Origin of the sequence: Paraburkholderia sp. FT54 (assembly GCF_031585635.1) — a bacterium.
Taxonomy (GTDB): Bacteria; Pseudomonadota; Gammaproteobacteria; order Burkholderiales; family Burkholderiaceae; genus Paraburkholderia.
The window spans coordinates 2,006,046-2,025,154 of the sequence record NZ_CP134196.1 but is presented as its reverse complement, the minus strand read 5'-3'; the positions used below and the strand labels follow the sequence as shown (position 1 = coordinate 2,025,154).

The 19,109-nt window shown below is 62.0% G+C and carries 17 protein-coding genes; 16 read left to right on the top strand and 1 reads right to left on the bottom strand.

Features of this window, described 5'->3' with window-relative positions:
* The first annotated feature begins 35 nt into the window (after positions 1-35).
* The 4 genes from RI103_RS28625 (at position 36) to RI103_RS28610 (ending at position 4,987) form a co-directional block, all read left to right on the top strand.
* Positions 36-1,259 carry an efflux RND transporter periplasmic adaptor subunit gene (locus RI103_RS28625; RefSeq protein WP_310815911.1) on the top strand — a complete coding sequence of 408 codons (1,224 nt, stop codon included), beginning with the start codon at positions 36-38 and terminating at the stop codon, positions 1,257-1,259.
* Complete coding sequence (locus RI103_RS28620) at positions 1,256-2,752, top strand: efflux transporter outer membrane subunit (RefSeq protein ID WP_310815909.1); 1,497 nt, start codon at positions 1,256-1,258, stop codon at positions 2,750-2,752. The genes RI103_RS28625 and RI103_RS28620 overlap by 4 nt, the downstream gene beginning before the upstream one ends.
* A gap of 94 nt (positions 2,753-2,846) precedes the next feature.
* Positions 2,847-3,533, top strand: coding sequence for a heavy metal response regulator transcription factor (locus tag RI103_RS28615; protein WP_007176723.1), 687 nt, complete (start codon positions 2,847-2,849; stop codon positions 3,531-3,533).
* A complete protein-coding gene (locus RI103_RS28610; RefSeq protein ID WP_310815908.1) occupies positions 3,530-4,987 on the top strand; it encodes a heavy metal sensor histidine kinase in 1,458 nt (485 codons plus the stop codon). Before RI103_RS28615 ends, RI103_RS28610 begins: the two co-directional genes overlap by 4 nt.
* A 162-nt stretch (positions 4,988-5,149) precedes the next feature.
* Here RI103_RS28610 and dinB read toward each other — a convergent pair whose 3' ends face one another.
* Positions 5,150-6,295, bottom strand: coding sequence for a DNA polymerase IV (gene dinB, locus RI103_RS28605; protein ID WP_310818598.1), 1,146 nt, complete (start codon positions 6,293-6,295; stop codon positions 5,150-5,152).
* Positions 6,296-6,811: 516 nt separating this feature from the next.
* On the opposite strand from dinB, the gene RI103_RS28600 reads away from it, so the two are divergent.
* The 12 genes from RI103_RS28600 to RI103_RS28545 all read left to right on the top strand — a co-directional run bounded on the left by RI103_RS28600 (position 6,812) and on the right by RI103_RS28545 (position 19,052).
* Positions 6,812-7,855: an NAD(P)-dependent alcohol dehydrogenase gene (locus RI103_RS28600; RefSeq protein ID WP_310815907.1), complete on the top strand. Its 1,044-nt coding sequence runs from the start codon at positions 6,812-6,814 to the stop codon at positions 7,853-7,855.
* Between the two features lie 24 nt (positions 7,856-7,879).
* A complete protein-coding gene (locus RI103_RS28595) occupies positions 7,880-8,209 on the top strand; it encodes a hypothetical protein (RefSeq protein WP_310815905.1) in 330 nt (109 codons plus the stop codon).
* Entirely contained in the window at positions 8,206-9,228 is a 1,023-nt protein-coding gene (locus RI103_RS28590; protein WP_310815904.1) for a GTP-binding protein, read from the top strand. The genes RI103_RS28595 and RI103_RS28590 overlap by 4 nt, the downstream gene beginning before the upstream one ends.
* Complete coding sequence (locus RI103_RS28585) at positions 9,225-10,319, top strand: WD40 repeat domain-containing protein (RefSeq protein WP_310815903.1); 1,095 nt, start codon at positions 9,225-9,227, stop codon at positions 10,317-10,319. Before RI103_RS28590 ends, RI103_RS28585 begins: the two co-directional genes overlap by 4 nt.
* Before the next feature lie 40 nt (positions 10,320-10,359).
* Positions 10,360-10,563 carry a hypothetical protein gene (locus RI103_RS28580; RefSeq protein WP_310815901.1) on the top strand — a complete coding sequence of 68 codons (204 nt, stop codon included), beginning with the start codon at positions 10,360-10,362 and terminating at the stop codon, positions 10,561-10,563.
* A gap of 470 nt (positions 10,564-11,033) precedes the next feature.
* Positions 11,034-12,704: an aromatic/alkene/methane monooxygenase hydroxylase/oxygenase subunit alpha gene (locus tag RI103_RS28575; protein WP_310815899.1), complete on the top strand. Its 1,671-nt coding sequence runs from the start codon at positions 11,034-11,036 to the stop codon at positions 12,702-12,704.
* 58 nt (positions 12,705-12,762) lie between these two features.
* Complete coding sequence (locus tag RI103_RS28570; protein ID WP_310815897.1) at positions 12,763-13,845, top strand: FAD-binding oxidoreductase; 1,083 nt, start codon at positions 12,763-12,765, stop codon at positions 13,843-13,845.
* Positions 13,846-13,906: 61 nt separating this feature from the next.
* Entirely contained in the window at positions 13,907-14,989 is a 1,083-nt protein-coding gene (locus tag RI103_RS28565; protein WP_310815896.1) for an aromatic/alkene monooxygenase hydroxylase subunit beta, read from the top strand.
* Positions 14,990-15,033: 44 nt separating this feature from the next.
* Positions 15,034-15,387, top strand: a complete 354-nt coding sequence (locus tag RI103_RS28560) for an MmoB/DmpM family protein (RefSeq protein WP_018434416.1) — start codon at positions 15,034-15,036, stop codon at positions 15,385-15,387.
* Between the two features lie 81 nt (positions 15,388-15,468).
* Entirely contained in the window at positions 15,469-16,494 is a 1,026-nt protein-coding gene (locus RI103_RS28555) for an amidohydrolase family protein (protein ID WP_310815893.1), read from the top strand.
* Entirely contained in the window at positions 16,491-17,372 is an 882-nt protein-coding gene (locus RI103_RS28550) for an iron-sulfur cluster assembly protein (protein WP_310815892.1), read from the top strand. Before RI103_RS28555 ends, RI103_RS28550 begins: the two co-directional genes overlap by 4 nt.
* A 42-nt stretch (positions 17,373-17,414) precedes the next feature.
* Positions 17,415-19,052, top strand: coding sequence for a molecular chaperone GroEL (locus RI103_RS28545; RefSeq protein ID WP_310815891.1), 1,638 nt, complete (start codon positions 17,415-17,417; stop codon positions 19,050-19,052).
* The last annotated feature ends 57 nt before the right edge of the window (positions 19,053-19,109 follow it).

Here is a 19,109-nt window from a genome sequence, read left to right as displayed (position 1 = left end):
AGTTAAATGACGGCTGACTGAGATGGCTGACTGAGATGACCGAAAAAACTCATGCATCGCTAGCGATTCCCGCGCGAGAGACCGAAGGCGGCCACGCCTTGCCGCCGCGCCATCGCGAATGGAAACGCGCCAGGATCGCCGTCTGGATCGTGCTGGCACTGCTGGCCGTCGGGGCGTTGCGCACCGTGATCGCGAACCTGATGCAAAACCGTTCGGTGGCGGAGACCACGAAGCAGAACGCCACGCAGTATGTGAACGTGGTGAGTCCGACGCAAACCGAAGGCGGCGGCAATACCTTGTTGCCGGGCACGCTGCGCGGCTTCGTCGAATCGCCGATCTACGCGCGCTCCACCGGTTATCTGCTGCACTGGTACGCCGATATCGGCACGCGCGTGAAGCAGGGCCAACTGCTCGCCGATCTCGATACGCCGGAAATCGATCAGGAACTCGCGCAGGCATTGGCGCAGCGCCAGCAAACCAGTTCGAGCCTCGGCCTTGCCAAAAGCTCGCTCGACCGCTGGCAACAATTGCGTCAGCGCGATGCGGTCTCGCAACAGGAACTCGACGAACGGCAGAGCACTTACGCGCAGGACGTCGCCAATCTCGCCGCCGCCGACGCCAACGTCAAGCGCCTGCAGCAACTCGAATCGTTCAAGCGCATCGTCGCGCCGTTCGCGGGCGTGGTCACGCAACGCAATGTGGATGTCGGCGACCTGATCGATGCGGGCAGCGGCACGAGCCGCGCGCTGTTCGCGCTCGCGCAGTCGGACCCGCTGCGCGTCTATGTGCAGTTGCCGCAGGCGTATGCGCAAAACGTGTCGGTGGGGCAGAAGGTGGTGGTGACGCAGGCCGAACTGCCGGGCCAGCCATTCCACGGCACGATCACGCACATTTCCGGCGCGATCGACGTGCCCACCCGTTCGTTGCAGATCGAAGTGACGCTGCCGAATTCGGACAACAAGCTGCGGCCCGGCGCCTATGTCCAGGTCGCGGTGCCGGCCGCGGCGCACGCGCGGCTGATGGTGCCGGGCAACGCGCTGCTGTTTCGCGCCGAAGGCCCGCGGGTTGCGGTGGTCGATGCGAAGGGCAACGTGCAGTTGCACAAGATCGTGATCGCACAGGACCTCGGCCAGTCGCTCGAAATCGAAAGCGGGATCGAGGCCAACGACAAGATCATCATCAACCCGAGCGATTCGATCGCGGACGGCGATCACGTGCAGATCCAGCAGGTGCAGGCCAACGGCAAGGGGGCGTCGTGAAGCACGTGGCCACTTCCCGTGCGCTGACCACGCTGGCAGGCACGGCGCTGCTGACCGCGTGCACGGTCGGGCCGGACTATCAGCGGCCGCAAGCCGAGGTGCCGCCCACCTGGCAAACCGATTCGTACTGGCGCGTGGCCGTACCGTCGCATGCGCCGATCTCGCCGGACTGGTGGAGCGCGTTCGGCGATCCGACGCTCGCCACATTGGAGACGCAGGCGCTCGCGCAGAATCAGACGCTGCTGGCGGCCAGCGCGCATTACGAGCAGTCGCGGGCGACGCTCGCGAACACCCGGGCGCAGCAGGTTCCCGAAGTCGATCTTGCGGCGCAGGCATCGCGCTTCCGGATTTCGCAGAACCGTCCGCAGACCAATTACGGCACGCCTACCATGTCGACGGTGCAGAACAGCGTGCAGCTCGGCCCCACCATCACCTACGACACCGATCTATTCGGCCGGATACGTCGTGAGGTGGAAGGCGCGGCGGCTTCCGCACAGCAATCGGCCGACGACCTCGCCAACGCGCGGCTCGTGCTCACCACCGATCTCGCCACCGACTACTTCTCGCTGCGCGAACTCGACGCCGAGATCGACGTGCTGAACCGGTCGGTGACACTGCAGCAGAAGGCGCTCGACTACGTGACGACTGAACACGATCTCGGTTCGGTGTCGGGGCTCGACGTGCTGCAGCAAAAGTCGCTGCTCGACTCGACCCGTGTGCAGGCGCAACTGCTGCTGAATCAGCGCGCGCAGTTCGAACATGCGATCGCCGCACTGGCCGGCGTGCCCGCGCCGCAGTTCTCGATCGAACCCAAGGTGCTCGCGGTCCAGGTTCCGGCAATTCCGCTCGGCGTGCCGAGCGACGTGCTACAGCGGCGGCCGGATGTCGCTTCGGCGGAGCGCGCGATGGCCGCGGCGAACGCGCAGATCGGCGTCGCCAAAGCGGCGTTTTTCCCGAGTCTCACACTTGCGCCGAGCATCGGCTGGGAAAGCACGCAGTTCGCCAGCCTGCTGAGCGCGCCCTCGCTGATGTGGACGCTCGGCGCGGCGGTCGGCCAGGTGCTGTTCGACGGCGGCCGCCGCGCGGCCAACGTGCAGTTCGCGAGCGAAGGCTACAAGGCGACCGAGGCGAACTACCGCCAGACCGTGCTCACCGCGTTCCAGCAGGTGCAGGACGGCATCACCGGACTCTCCGTGCTGGACGGCGCGGCGAAGCAGTCCAGCGAGGCCGTCACCGACGCGCAGCATCTGCTGGCGCTCGCCAATGACCGCTATTCGGGCGGCCTTGTCGCTTACCTCGACGTCATCACCGCGCAGCAGTCGCTGCTCAACAGTGAGCGCCAGGACGTGCAGATTCATGGCCAGCAGATGACGCTGTCGGTCTCGCTCGTGAAGGCGCTCGGCGGTGGCTGGGACGTCGGCACGGACATGTCGGATACACCCAGGGGCGCGCAGCCCGACGATACGAAGGAGGCGATGGCTCCCGCGCGGTGAGCTGGCGGATCATGAAAACAGAAGCAGAGGCACGCAAGCGGTGCGCAAGTGAAATGCAAGGCGTTTCGTATAATGCAGATACAAGGGGACGCGCATGAAATTGCTGATTGTTGAAGACGAGCACAAGGTGGTCGACTACCTGCGCTCCGGTTTGACAGAGCAGGGCTGGGTCGTCGACGTCGCGCTCGACGGCGAGGAAGGCATGCATCTGGCCACCGAATTCGATTACGACGTGATCGTCCTCGACGTGATGCTGCCCAAACGCGACGGTTTCAGCGTGCTGAAGGCGCTGCGCATGCGCAAATCGACGCCGGTCATCATGCTCACCGCGCGCGACCACGTGAACGACCGTGTGCGCGGTCTGCGCGAAGGCGCCGACGACTACCTCACCAAACCCTTTTCGTTCCTCGAACTGGTCGAGCGGCTGCACGCGCTGGCACGCCGCACCCGTTCGCAGGAATCGACACTGATTTCCGTCGGCGATCTGTTCGTCGATCTGATCGGCCGGCGCGCGACCCGCGACGGTGTGCGGCTCGATCTGACCGCTAAGGAATTCCAGTTGCTCAGCGTGCTGGCGCGCCGGCAAGGCGACATTCTGTCGAAGACGGCCATTACCGAACTCGTCTGGGACGTCAATTTCGACAGTCATACGAACGTGGTCGAGACCGCGATCAAACGATTGCGCGCCAAGCTCGACGGCCCGTTCCCCTCGAAACTGCTGCATACCGTGCGCGGCATGGGTTACGTGCTGGAAGTGCGCGAAGAGGCGGAGCAGTCATGAACCGCTCGATCGCCCGGCGCCTCGCGTTGATGTTCGCGTTCGTCGCGCTGTTCGTGTTCACGCTGGTCGGCACGGGGCTCTTTCTGGTGCTGCGCACGCAGCTCGAACACCATTTGCGCGAGTCGCTCGACGATCGCACGCAGATTGCGCGCATCATCGTCTATCACGCCGTGACGCCGGATAAGTGGCGCATGGCGCGTGAAAAGCTCACCGACATGACGCCGCACGACGGCAGCATCGTGTACGCGGTGTCGAGCACGGATCCGTATTTCCACTACGGCACACCGGTCGACGGTTCGCTGGTCACGCGCTGGGCGGGCGGCTATGCGCGCGTGACGCCGGCCGGCGGCGAGGACATGCTGACTTCGACGGCGACCATCCCGGCTTATGGCGCGCGTCCGGCGGTGCAATTGCAGGTGGCCGCGAGCTATTCGCCCAATGTGCGCACCATGCGCGTGTTCGGTTCGGCGCTCGCCGCGCTGTCGGCGCTCGGCAGTCTCGCCGTGCTGTTGCTCAGCTATTCGGTGACGCGGCTCGGCCTCGCGCCGCTCACGCGCCTCACGCGCGACGCTTCCACCGTGAGTCCGAACAACCGCTCGCAGCGCCTGAATACGGCCTCGCTGCCGCCCGAACTGAACGACCTGGCCAACTCCTTCAACGGCGCACTCGAGCGGCTCGACGGCGCATATGGCCGCCTCGAATCGTTCAATGCGGACGTGGCCCATGAACTGCGCACGCCAGTGACGATTCTGATCGGGCAGACGGAAGTGGCGTTGACACGCAATCGCTCGGTCGACGATCTGCGCCATACGTTGCAATCGAATCTCGAAGAATTCGAGCGCATGCGGGCGATCATCAACGACATGCTGTTCCTCGCCCGCGCCGACCAGGGCGAACGCGCAACGGGCCTCATCGACGTGTCGCTGGCCGCGGAGGTCGCGCATACGCTGGAGTTTCTGGAGATACCGCTCGAGGAAGCGCAGGTGCGCGCGCAATTGCGCGGCGACGCCATGGCGCGCGTGAACCGCTCGCTGTTCGGCCGGGCCTGCGCGAACCTGTTGATGAACGCCATCCAGCATTGCGAGCCGGACGCCGAGATCAGCGTGACGATCGTGAGTGACCAGGATCAGGTGCGCGTCGCGGTCGCCAACCCCGGTGAGCCGATCGCGCCGGATGTGCTCGAACATCTGTTCGACCGGTTCTATCGCGCGGAGGTCTCGCGCACGAACAGCCGCGAAAACCATGGACTGGGTCTCGCGATCGTCAAGGCGATTGCGGAGATGCATCGCGGCACCGTGTCGGCGCAAAGCGCGCACGGCATCAACACCTTTGCGTTCTCGGTCGCGGCGGTCTCGCCGATGGAAGCCGGCATGCCGCCGGCGCGCTCGACGAACGCGAGTGCGAAGCCTGACGGAGCCGGTTATTCGTCGCTGGCGAAAGGCAAGTCGGCCTGAACCGGCAGACGCCGCACTGCGGCAGCACTGCGCTCGCCGGCATCAACGCGCTGACGCGCAGGCCGAGGCGCCGCAGCTTGCGCGCTCAATGTCGCCCAACCTGGGTGTTTGAGTCGTTGTTGGCAGGTCGGAATACATCTGCTCGGTAGAGAACCCCGTGTGCTAAAAATCCAGTGTGAACTGAGGCGACTCGTTGCTTTTCCTCGCTCCTCCGCTTTGGAGACTGCCCGCCTTGACCCCCAACAGCCTGATGGATTTAACGAGGTCAACCCGTTTCAGACACTGGGTCGCCGCGTGACGCAACGCCTTGGCATCCGCAATAGGTTCTGGGAGCGTGACGTCACGCGTTACTGTCTGAAAGTCGCTGAAGCGCAGCTTGATTCCGATTTTCCGTGCGAGATAGCCCTTTCGCTGTAAATCCAGCGCCACCTGCTCGCATAAACGGGTAAATGCGGAACCGAGTTCCTGCCTGTGCCGCACAGCGTGCAGGTCTTGCTCGAATGTGGTCTCCCGGCTCATCGAGACAGGCTCGCTATAAGTCACCACCGGCCTATTATCTAGCCCGTGAGAAACCCTGCGAAGCCACGATCCGTAACTCCGGCCGAACTGTTCGATCAGCCATTGCTCGCTGCATGCGGCAATTTCGCCGATGGTCGTTATTCCCAGAGACGCAAGCCTGGCGTTGGCCTTCGGCCCAATACCGTTGATTTTTCCGGCAGCCATTGGCCAGATCTTGGCTTGCAAATCCTCAAGCCGCAGGATCGTGATGCCGTCGGGCTTTTGCATGTCGGAACATAGCTTGGCCAGGAGTTTGTTTGGCGCAATGCCGACTGAACATGTGAGGCTGGTCGCCTCGAAGACGGCGGATTTCAGGTTCCGTGCAATGTGCTCCGATTCGTCATTCAAGAGCGATAGATCGGCGTACACCTCATCGATTCCCACGTCCTCGATAATCGGACTGACGGATCGAACTGCTTCCTTGAACAGTCGTGAGTAGGTTCGGTAGAGGTCGAAGTTCACCGGAAGGAGAATGGCATTCGGCGCCAGTCGGGCCGCCTTCATCGCGGGCATTCCAGAGTGAACTCCGAGCGCTCGTGCTTCGTAGGTGGCGGTCGTCAAGACGCCTCTGCCCGTATAGTCGCGTAACCTCGAGAATTCACGCGTGCCATCCGCGTTCGTACGGGGCGCATCCGAACGACGGCCGGCAACCACCATGGCCTGGCCTCGCAGTTCTGGATACTGCGAAAGTTCACACGACGCAAAGAATGCGTCCATGTCAATGTGGGCTACGCGCCTGTCATCTGGCATGCCTTGATACTCGAAAATTGCGTTCACTCTCTAGCCTGGCTCACACGGCGTTCATCGACAGCTTTCGGTGATGAACGTCGACACAGCGATAAGTCGCGCTCCGCTGCGCAAATACCTAGACTGTACATTCATACAGTGTTTTTGTCAGGTCATGGACCCGCTTTGGCAATACAAATGGCGAGTCACGCAAAGCGTCGTTCCCGAAACCATTGCGGCAACCCATTGCGAAACTCTGCGCGGCCTCCAGCAAGCCTTCATGCCCGATGCGTCCCATTTTCGGACAAGCCGCGGGCCCGCACCCACACCAAGCGTCCGATTTTGCGACAGTACCCCGGCACGCGAGCCATCCGGTCGTTGTGAATAACGCTGCTTCCCATGCTCACGTGCCTTCTTCGGGCGGCGTGATCGATTTCTCCTCCGATGGCATGGACATTGCCTAGTCTGCATTGGCCGCGCGCAAAAGCGCCGCGCTTACTGTTCGTGGGTTTGCCGGCCAACATAAACGGAGGAGACAAAGTGAAAGCTGCTGTGCTGCATCAGTACGACGAGTCGTTGACTCGCGAAGAATTCGTGCGCTACGAAGACGTCGACGATCCGAAGATCGAGCGACCCACTGATGTCATCGTCCGGATTGGTGGTGCCGGTGTGTGCCGCACCGATCTGCACGTCGTGGAAGGCATCTGGCGCAGCAAGGTCGATGTGAAGTTGCCCTACATCATGGGCCACGAAAACGCTGGCTGGGTTGAAGAGGTGGGCCGCGGTGTGGAGAGTGTCAAGGTCGGCGACCCGGTCATCTGCCATCCCCTCGTGACGAGCGGACATTGCCTCGCCTGCCGGCGTGGCGATGATATGCATGCCACGGAGAGCCGCTTTCCCGGCATCAACGCCAACGGCGGCTACGCGCAATATCTGCTGACCGGCGAACGCTCGCTGATCCAGTTGCCGAAATCGCTCGCGCCGAAGGACGTCGCACCGTATACCGACGCCGGCCTGACCGCGTACCGCGCTGCAAAGAAAGCGTCGCGCCATTTGCTCCCCGGTCAATTCGCCGTCGTGATCGGCGCCGGTGGTCTGGGGCATATCGGCATCCAGGTGCTGAACGCGCTTTGCGCGGCGGAAATCATCGTAGTCGACCGCTCCGAAGTTGCGTTGCAGCTTGCGAAGGATTGCGGCGCGCATCACACGGTCAAGGGCGATGGTGATGAAGTGGAGCGCGTACTCGAACTGACGGGCGGCAACGGCGCCGAAGCGGTCATCGATTTTGTCGGCGAAGGCGACGCCATCGCAAAGGGCCTCGCCATGACGCGCAACGCGGGCTTCTACTACATCGTTGGCTACGGTGGAAAGATCGAGTTGCCGACCATCGACATGATCACCAGCGAGAAGACCATCGTCGGCAACCTGGTGGGCACCTATCCCGAACTCGTCGAACTGATGGCGCTCGCCGACCGTGGCCTCGTTCATCTGTCGACCCGGGAATATCGTCTGAGCGAGGCGAACCAGGCACTCAAGGATCTGCACCACGGCAAGGTCAAAGGCCGGGCAGTGTTGATTCCGTAGATGCCTCGACGGGCGTACCTCAACGTGGAGATCGCCGTGACTGTGGAGCGTGACGCCGCCTCGCTTTTCGAGCGCATGCGTCTGGTTATTGCACTGACCGAAGTCAATTCCCACCACCTGCGCGGAGAAAGCAGGCGCGCGGGCGCGGAGATCGAACTGGCGTGCGCACTCGCTTGCGAGATGCGCGACGGTGTCTCGCCAGAAACAACGTCGCATATCGAGCAATTGCGCGAGCGTCTCGGCGAGGCCGAAAACGTGTTGCGGGCGATCGAATCCGAACGGGAGCGGCTTGCGAACGAGCTGGCCCGATTGGACAGTCGAGCGTCGTCTGAGACACAAGGGGGCTGGCAATGAATCGGATTCCGGTTACGGTGCTCACCGGCTTTCTCGGCGCGGGCAAGACCACGCTGCTCAATCGCATTCTGCGCGAGCAACACGGCCGGCGCTATGCGGTGATCGTCAACGAATTCGGCGCGATCGGCATTGACGGCGGTCTTGTCGTCGGCGCGGAAGACGAGGTCATCGAATTGAACAACGGTTGTGTCTGTTGCAAGGTGCGCGGCGATCTGATTCGCGTGGTGGCGGCCCTGGTCAAGCGTAAGGATGGCTTCGACGGGATCCTGATTGAAACGTCGGGTCTGGCCGATCCCGCGCCGGTGGTGCAAACCTTCTTTATCGACGATGAGATCCGGCAGCGCACGCGGCTCGACAGCGTAATCTGCGTGGCCGATGCCGCGCATTTGCAGGCGCGCCTCGCAGACAGCCGCGAGGCCGCGGAGCAACTCGCGCAGGCCGACATCGTACTGATCAACAAGATCGACCTCGTCGATCCGGCCGGTCTCGCTTCGGTTCAGGAGGCCGTGCGGCGCATCAACCCGACTGTGGAATGGCGGACCAGCGTGCGCTGCGAAATACCGCTTGCCGCGCTGCTCGATCGCGGGGCGTTCGATCTCAAGCGCATGGCGCTTGCCACCTCGGCGGGTGAGGCGGGTGAATCATCACGCGGCGAGCGGACTTACCACTACGTGCCGCTTCGTGCAGGCGCCCCCGTCAAGCAGGGGCGCCATAGTCACGGTATCGATAGCGTATCGCTGCGCGTCGAGCGCCCGCTCGAACGTACGCGCTTCCTCTCCTGGTTGCAGCAGTTGGTGGTCGAGCAAGGCCAGAACCTGTTGCGTGCAAAAGGTATCGTCGATCTCGCCGGATCGGAGCACCGTTTCGTGTTTCAGGGCGTGCACATGACGATGGATACGGATTTCGACCGGCCCTGGCAAGCCGGCGAACACCGTGACAGCCGCCTCGTGTTCATCGGCCGCAATCTCGACCGGCGCGAGTTGCGGGAGAGCATCCGGTACTGCGAGATCGACTCATGAACGCGCCGCCCGTTCTGATCGAACTGCTTGGTGCATGTTGGGTCACCGACGCGTCCGTCGTCGAAGTCGCGTGGGACACGGCGGGGCAATCGGCTGGATTCGCTCTCGGCGACGGTACGCTTGCGCTCGCCACCGGTGTCTGGGACGGCGGCCCTCGACTCAAACCACGCGAAAGCGGCGGCGTCGAGGTCGTGCAGGCACAAGCACCGCCAGCGCCGCTCGCGCGCTTCAGCGTGCATGAGGGCACATGCCTGGCTCTTGCCGCCGACCCTGCGGGCGGATTCGTGAGCGGTGGTGACGACGGCCGTCTCGTCCATCTGCGCCGCGACGGCACGAGCGAACTCGTCGCGCACGAGGCGAGCGCATGGATCGACCGCGTGGCCACCAGCCAGGCGGGTGGTCGAGCTTATGCAAGCGGCCGCCGGGTTCATTGGCTCGGGGCCAAACCCGCCTGCCTCACGCTGCCCGGATCGGCCACATCGCTGGCCTTCGACCCGGCCGGTACGCAACTGGCGATCTCGCATCACGGTGGCGTCACGCTTTGGGCGGCCGCCACGCTTCGAGAGCGTCTGCTTGCGTGGCCGGGCTATCACCGTAACGTGGCGTGGAGCCCTGACGGCCGCTATCTCGTGAGCGGTATGGAGGAGAACGCGCTGCATGGCTGGCGGCTGCCCGACGGCGCCGACATCGAGATGGGCGGCTATCCGGGGCAGCCGCGCTCGCTATCGTTTTCCGCTGACGGCCGCTTTCTCGCCACCAGTGGCGGCATGCGCGCAGTGTGCTGGCGCTTCGATCCGCCCGGCGCGAACGATCAGCCACACGAATGCGGCGTTCCCGGCAAGGCGCCGGTAAGCCGGGTGGCCTGTCATCCGGTTCATCCGCTAATTGCAGTGGGTTATCACAGCGGTGCGGTGTTGCTGTGTCAGCCAGGCAGTAGCGATGTTTTGTTCATCAAGGGTTCCGGCAACAGCGCGGTCAGCGCGATGGCCTGGTCGCCGGACGGTGGGCGGCTCGCTCTGGGAACCGAGGCGGGCGAGCTGGCGCTGGTATTTCTGCCGGACGAGCTGTTCCGCTTCGGACGCCGCAGATAAACGGGCCGTGCTTCCATCACATGTCAAAACGGAGACAACCATGCAGAACGGACACACACCCAAAGAGCAATTCTTCGAGCGCCTTGGCGCAGTGGCAGACGAGATGATCGAAGCCTACGGCAAGGACTTCGCGCTGGGCGCGCTAATTCTCACGGCACGCTTTGTCGCTGAAGGAAAAGAGCCAGGCGGCGCTGCCCGTAGCGTGATTCTTACGGGTGAAAGCCACGGCAGCGTTGCGACGTAGCAGCGTGGCATGGTCTGCCACGTTAGCCGTTACTGAAAATAAGCCATCCGAAGGAATATAGGCGATCCATTCAGAACCCGCCGCTCAATTCAAACGTCCCAATATCGGACAGCGTCGTGAGGCGGAGTTGTCGCAGAACACAACATGGCGCACTGCAGGAATTTTTAGCAGAAGCCCGTGTTCGTTACCAGGCTTGATGCGGAATAAAGGATTCCTTCTGGCACGCTTATCGCTCTATCAGTGCAGGTCAATCCGAAAGCGTCGACGTCACAAGACGCGAGCCGAAAACAGCAGGAGACACGATCAATGAAGACCGGCCCAGCAGGCTTGTCCTTCCGTTTCTTGTCCCGAACTTTTTCGCTTGCTAACGAGACGACCCGCCCGTGTTGTTGACTCTGGTCCTGGCGGTAGCCGGCCCTGCCCGAAGCGTCGCATTGCGACAGTTATCGAAATGGAACTAGGAGAGCTCAATGTCTGATGGATTAACGCTCAACAAGATCACGTCCCAGCGCGGGATCAGCATTGGCGAAGCGGCGCGCCGCGTTGCCGATCTCGGCTGGACTCCGAGTTACGTCCAGGAGGCCATGACCTTCCCGACGGACTACAAGATCAGTAAGGCGCCACGTGACCCGATGAAACAGGTGCTGCGCTCTTATTTTCCGATGCAGGAGGAAAAGGACAATCGCGTGTACGGCGCACTCGACGCGGCATTGCGCGGCGACATGTTCCGCAACGTCCAGCCTCGCTGGGTGGAATGGATGAAGCTGTTCCTCGCCATCATTCCGTTCCCCGAGATTTCGGCGGCGCGTTCGATGGCGATGCTCGGCCGGCTCGCACCGGGTGAAGAGCTACGCACCGGTTTTACGATGCAGATGGTCGACGAGTTCCGGCACTCCACGATCCAGATGAACCTGAAAAAGTGGTACATGGAAAACTATATCGATCCGGCCGGATTCGATATTACTGAAGCCGCGTTTGGCAAGTGCTATGCCACCACGATCGGCCGTCAGTTCGCCGAGGGCTTCCTCACCGGCGACGCGGTCACGGCCGCTAACGTGTTTCTGCAGGTGGTGGCCGAAACGGCATTCACGAATACGCTGTTTGTCGCGATGCCGTCGGAAGCCGCCCGCAACGGCGACTACGCGCTGCCGACGGTGTTCCTTTCGGTGCAGTCGGACGAAAGCCGCCATATCGGCAATGGTCACTCGCTGGTGATGTCGATCATCAACGATCCGGACAACCATCTGCTGCTCGAGCGCGATCTGCGCTATGCGTTCTGGCAGAACCACGCGATCGTCGATGCCGCTATTGGCACCTTCATCGAATATGGCACCACGGACCGCGACAAGAACAAGGAATCGTACGCAGAGTTGTGGCACCGGTGGATCTACGAGGATTACTACCGCACCTACATGCTGCCGCTGGAAAAGTACGGCATCAAGATTCACCACGACGACGTCGCCGCCGCCTGGGACCGCATCGTCAAGCAGAACTATGTCCACAAGGTCGCACAGTTCTTCTCCGTGGGCTGGCCCGTCAACTTCTGGCGTATCGAAGCACAGACCGAAAAAGATTTCGAATGGTTCGAACACAAGTACCCCGGCTGGTACGCCGAATTCGGCGACTTCTGGAAGTGGTACGCGAAGAAGAGCGTGCCGGGCGAAACCAACATGCTGTTCGATCAGGAAAACGGTTACGTGTATCCGCACCGTTGCTGGAGCTGTCTGGTGCCCTGTCTGATCCGTGAAGACTTCGTGGTCGACGAGGTCGACGGTCAGCTATACACGTATTGCTCCGAGCTGTGCCGCTGGACGCACAAAGTGGCGTTCGCGCCGGAATACGAGGGCAGGCCGACTCCGGCCATGGGCCGTTTCAGCGGGCGCCGCCAATGGGAAGAGTGCTACCACGGCTGGGATCTGGCCGATTGCATCAAGGATCTCGGCTTTGTGCGCAGCGACGGCAAGACGCTCGTGCCGCAACCGCATCTGCGCTTTGACGACAAGCAGATGTGGACGCTCGACCACGTGCGCGGCTACACGATCCAGAGCCCGATCGTGCTGCTGCGCGCCATGACACCGGAGCAGCGCGAGAAGCACATTGCCGAGTATCGCGCCGGCTTCAAGATCAATCCGGTGAATTGACGAAGCTATCCGGTCCGGCGGCGCCTACATCGCCGCCGGACCGGATCGGGAGCACAAGATGAGCGACACGCAAGAGACGAGGCACGAGATGACGGAAACAGGCGACGACAAGGTATTCCATACCGTTTACTTCGAGCCGGTCGGTGTGCAGATGTCGGTGGCAGAAGGCGAGACTGTGCTCGATGCCGCGTTTCGACAAGGCATAGCCGTCATGCATGGATGCAAGGAGGGTCAGTGCAGCAGCTGCAAGTCGCTGCTAGTTGAAGGCGATGTCGAACTCAAGAAATACTCGACGTTCGCGTTGCCCGACTACGAACGCGAATCCGGTCATATCCTGCTCTGCCGCACGCTCGCCTACAGCGATCTGACCGTCGAGCTGCTGAATTATGACGAAGACCTGATGCGCCGCTCGATCGCGGTGAGCGAATATGACGCGACGCTGACGAAGATCACCGCGCTCACGCACGACATCAGGCTGCTGGAAGTGAAGTTGTCGAGACCGCTGCGCTTTTGGGCGGGGCAGTACGTCGATCTGACGATTCCGGGCGCGGGCATCACGCGATCTTTCTCGATGGCGAATACGCCTGATGGCGAATCGACGCTGAAATTCATCATCAAGAAGTATCCCAACGGTGCGTTTTCGTCGCAGCTGGACGGTGGTCTGAGTCCAGGCGACAGGCTGGTCGCGAAGGGGCCGTACGGCACCTGTTTCCGGCGCGAGGACCAACCCGGACCGATGGTGCTGGTGGGCGGAGGGTCCGGGATGTCGCCGCTGTGGTCGATCCTCAGCGATCACGTGCAAAGCGGTGAAGAACGGCCGATCCGCTTTTTCTACGGCGCGCGCAGCCGCCGCGATCTGTTCTATCTCGACGAGTTCGCGGAGCTGGAAGACAAGCTGCCGGATTTCCGCTTTATTCCGGCACTCTCGAATGCCGAACCAGATGACGGCTGGACGGGCGAGACCGGTTTCATCCACGAAGTGCTCAGCCGCACCTTGCGCGAGGAGGCGCTCGCCGGCGAGATCGACGCCTACACATGCGGTCCTACCCCGATGATCGAGGCGGTGATGCCGGTTCTTCAGATGGCGGGAGTCGCGCCCGAGCGGCTCTATTTCGACAAATTTACGCAGGCGGTTCGCTGATCGAATCTGGCAAAAACGCCTGTTCGAAGTGCCTATAACCGAAACACGAAGGAGGACTAACATGAGTACGTTGGCAGAGCAGTCGCCAGTGAAGTCGGGCGCGGCCGGCGCGGCCCAGTTTTCCGGCTGGGACAGCCGCAAGTACAACTACTTCGAGCCGAAGGGACGCAAGGCGAGCCACTACGAAGACATGACGGTGGATGTACAGCCGGATCCGAATCGCTATCTGCTGCAAGACTGGATTCTCGCATTCGCTGACGGCACGCCGACGTATTCGAAAACATGGACGGCGGCCAAAAGCTCTGACTGGCATCGGTTCCGCGCTGTGGACGAAGAGTGGGAACGCACCCATTACCAGCGTCAGTCGACCATTGTCGGCATGATCACTGGCGCGATCCAGAACGCGCGGCGCTCAGGGGCGGTGAAGCGCTTCGACAAGACCTGGATCAAGGTGCTGGAACAGCATCTGGGCGCATATAAGCATGCGGAGTTCGGTCTGGGCACAGCCACGATGCATGCACAGCGCTACGGCTACACCCAGATGATCAATAGCGCCATTCTCACGAACGCGTCGTACAAGCTGCGCTTTGCTCAGGACCTGACGCTTTATTTGGGCGAGATCGCGTTGGACCTGCCCAATCTCGACCTCGATGCCGGCAAGCAGCATTGGCTTACCGACCCGATCTGGCAGGACACGCGCCGGGCGATAGAGACCATCGGCGGTGCCACCGATTTTCTCGAGAAGTACTTCGCCGTGAACATCGTATTCGAGCCGCTCGTGGCGGATCTGTTTCGCAGCGGATTCATCATGCAGGTTGCTGCCGCGCAAAACGATTTTCTCACTCCGACCGTCGTGTCCGCCGCGGAAGGCGACTATGAGCGCAATCTGGCCAATGCCGTCGAGCTGTTCCATATGCTCGCTAACGACCCGCAGCACGGCGAAGCCAATCGCAAGCTGTTCGGCGAGTGGCTGGAAAAACACGGTGCGCTGGCCTCGGCGGCAGCAAAGCAGTTGCAGCCAATCTGGTCGATTCCGCATGTGAAGACGGCTCAGTTCAACGACTGTCTGAACAGTTCGATAGAGCGGGCGGAGATGATCGCGAGAGAAATCGGCGTTCACTTTCCGTCGTCGATCCGCGCCTGAGCGCTTGTCGAACCCATCGAACCAACCGCGAAGAGGAGTACGCAATGTCAGTGCATACCGACAATATTTTCAAGTCGATGAAGGACGTCCGCTTCGAACAGACCATTTCGCATCAATGTGGCGTGACGATGAACGACAGCGTCGAGGCCCGGGCGATTGCCGAACTGATGTCCGCCAAGCCGGGCATCACGGTGACCTATTTGCCCGCGATGATCCGCATCGACGGGCAGGGCAAGATCGAGTTCAAGATGGGCGAGATCAGCGAAGTGCTCGGTCGCGAGATGACGCCGCATCTGTTCGAAATCTCGACCTCGACCCACTACGGGCGGATGGTGATGATCGACGACGAGACGGTGGTGCTGTTCGGCAATATGGACGATGCGATGGCTTACGAGTGAGCGGACACCACGCCAGCAAATCAGGCGGCCGGGTGCCTTCAAGGGCGACAGGCCGCCCACGCAACCAAGGAGACGAATGCCATGTATCGAACCTCGGACGGTGAGGACATCTTCATCATCGACGGACACGTTCATCTATGGGACGGCAGCAAGGCCAACCTCAAGAACGTGCACGGTCAGCAATTCATTGACTGCTTTTACGCGTACCACACGAACCTGAGCCCCAAGGAGTATGTGTGGCCGAAGGAGAAGTTCGACAAGTACGGCGAAGAAGCAATGTACAACGACCTGTTCGTCACGGGTTACGACGACATGGCGATCTGTCAGCCAACCTATCTGACCGACTTCTACAAGAACGGCTTCAACACGACCGAAGCCAACTACGTGGTGAAGCAGAAGTATCCGCACCGCTTTATCGTCAACGGCGCATTCGATCCTCGCGATGGGGAAGCAGGACTCGATCGTCTGGAAGAGCTTGCGTCCCTCTACAAGATTCAGGGCGTCAAGCTTTATACGGCGGAATGGCGCGGCGACAGCAAGGGCTACAAGCTGTCAGACCCCAGCGTGCAGCGTTATTTCGAACGCTGCGAGAAGCTGGGTATCAAGAACATCCACGTCCACAAGGGGCCGACGATTCTGCCGCTGAATCGCGACGCGTTCGACGTGGCCGATGTCGACGATGCCGCCACCAGCTTTCAGAACCTGAATTTCATCGTTGAGCACTGTGGCTTGCCACGGCTTGACGACTTCTGCTGGATCGCGACTCAGGAGACAAATGTCTACGGTGGTCTCGCCGTGGTGCTGCCGTTCATCCATACACGGCCTGAGTACTTCGCGCATGTGATCTCGGAACTGCTGTTCTGGATCGGCGAGGACAAGATCCTCTACGGCAGCGACTATGGCATCTGGTCGCCGAAATGGCTGATCGAGAAGTTCATGGCCTTCGAGCTGCCGGAGTCGGTGAGTAAGGAAACCGGCGTGCAGTTGTCGCTGACGGCCAAGAAGAAGATTCTTGGGCTCAATGCGGCGCGGTTGTACGGCATCGACGTCGAGGCGCAGAAGGCGCTGCTGGAGGACGTCCGGCAACCGGCTGCGGTCAGCGCATGAGCACCGTGCGCGCTGTGCCAGCACCGGCTGTCATCGTGTCGAAGGGCGGGTCACGCCGGGTCGCCGAGGTCTGGTCCCGGCTGGAGGCGGTCGACGACCCGGAACTCGATGAGTCGGTGACAGAGTTGGGTTTCGTCACCGCGGTGGAGGTCGACGGCGGCTGCGTGTCGATCGGCTTCCGCCTGCCGACCTACTGGTGTGCGGCCAATTTCGCCTACCTGATGGCGGACGACATGCGACAGGCGATAGCGGCCTTGCCATGGGTGACAGACATCACGATCACACTCGACGAGCATATGTACGCCACCGAGATCAATCGAGGTGTAGCCGCTGGGCGGTCGTTCCAGCAAACCTTTGGCAGCGAAGCGAATGGCGAAGTGGAGGACGTGCGGCGCATTTTTCTCGTCAAGGCTTTTCAGCGGCGACAGGAAGCGCTTTTAAGCTGGCTGCTGGCGCAAGGCAACGAGCCTGCGATGCTGGTGTGCCTGAACCTGGCGCAGCTGTCGGCGCTTGCAAGCACGAGCGCGGACGACGGGAAAACGCAGCGTCTCGTCGCGCGCTATCGCGAGCGGCGTTTCGTAGTGGGGCGCTGCATTGACGAAGCAGAGCAGGCGGATGAAGCGGCTTTTATCGACACACAAGGCGCACCGCTGAATCCTGACGAGCTGGGCGCATACCTGCGTGCGTTGCGAAGGGTCGGCGTCAATGCCGAATTCAACGGCGCGCTATGCCGCGGTCTTCTGGCTGCCCGCTATGGCGAAAGCTGCACCCCTGCGCCGGCGGTCGAGATCAAACCAGTGCATTTCTTCCGCACTGGCGGTTCGAACGCCGGCGGTACGATTGCGCCGGCACGTGAGACACGCGGCGCGGCCGAGTAAAAAACAGCAATCCGAACTAACGGGATCAAGAGGAGCAGGATCATGCCGAATATCATGCTGCACGACGACGACGCGCGCATGGCGCTGGGTCGAGGCGTTGCGAAGCTGGCCAAGGCAGTGCGAGGCACGCTCGGTCCACGCGGAATGAACGCGATCATCGACAGGCCGATCGGCACGCCGATCATCTCGCGTGACGGCGTCAGCATTGCCAACGAGATCGAACTCGAAGATCCATTCGAGAATATCGGTGCGCAAGTCGTGCGCGAGGTGTCAAAGCAGACCAACGAAGTCGCCGGGGACGGCACGACCACCGCGACCGTGCTGGCCGACGCACTGGTCCAGGACGGCCTCGCCTGCCTCGCGCAAGGCGCGAACCCTGTCGAACTGGTGCAGGGTCTGGAGCTGGCCGTCAACGAAGCAATCGAGGCGCTCAAGCGCGCGGCGTCGCCGTTGCGCAGCGCCGACGAAGTGCGCGCCGTGGCGGTGGTGGCAGCCAACGACGAATTTACCGGAAAGCTGGTGGCCGAAGCATTGGAGCGGGTGGGCGCCGATGGGATTGTCGATGTGGAATACGGCACCACCGTCGAAACCCGGCTGGAAGTGGTGGACGGGATGGCTTTCGATCGTGGCTACCTGTCACACCACATGGTGACGGACATCGAGAGAATGCAGGTGGTGCTGGACAACCCGCTTATTCTGATGACCGACCAGCGGCTGCAATCGCAGGAAGAAGTCGCAGCGCTTCAGGCATTGGCGACCCGGAGTAAACGGCCGCTGCTGATCATTGCCGAGGAGGTGGCGCCGGCCTGTGTCATGACGCTGCTCGCATGGCGCGACAACGGCGGCATGCCTGTGGCGGCGATTCATCCACCGGAGTATGGACACTGGCGCAAGGCGATGCTCGAGGACATCGCAATCGTCACAGGCGGCAAGGTCGTTGCCCGCGACCTGGGCGGAAAGCTGGAGGCCACGGAATTGCGCGACCTCGGTAGCGCGCGACAGGTACGCATTTCGTCGAACCAGACCATCATCACGGCGGGCGGCGGCGATCCGTCGGCAGTGGCGGCGCGCCGTCAGCAGGTGGCGCGCCAGTATGAGATGGCGCCGGAGAATGTCGAGCGCGACAAGTTTCAGGTGCGCCTTGCCAAACTGTCCGGCGGCACCGCGCTGATTCTCGCGGGCGGCGCGACGCCGGTCGAACAGAAACGTCGACTGCATCTGATCGACGATGCGATTCACGCGGCGCGCGCGGCGATTGCCGAAGGCGTCGTGTCGGGCGGCGGCATGGCCTTGTTGCGGGTCTCGTCCGAACTGGAGAGCGTCATTGCTCGTAGCCATGGCAGCGTGCAGCAAGGCGCACGGCTCTTGCAGAGTGCGCTGGCGAAGCCGCTCTTTCACATCGCGACGAATTGCGGCCTCGACGGCGCGGCGATCGTAAGCGAAGCGGTGCGGGCAAAGCCCGGCATGGGTCTCGACGCACGTAGCGGTGCATTCGTCAATCTCGTCGAGGCCGGCATCATCGATCCGGTCAAGGTCAGCTACAGTGCGGTGCGCAATGCGGCATCGGTAGCAGGGCTGATTCTCACCACCCAGACGCTGATCGCCAAGAAGCCGGAGACGATCGATCCGACTGCCGGGCCGGCGCTAGGCGCAGGCGCCGAACTGCTCGGCCGTCAATAGACGCGTGTGGCTGACGTCGCCGGTCTCCCTATCAGGGGACCGGCACGGCAAGCAAAG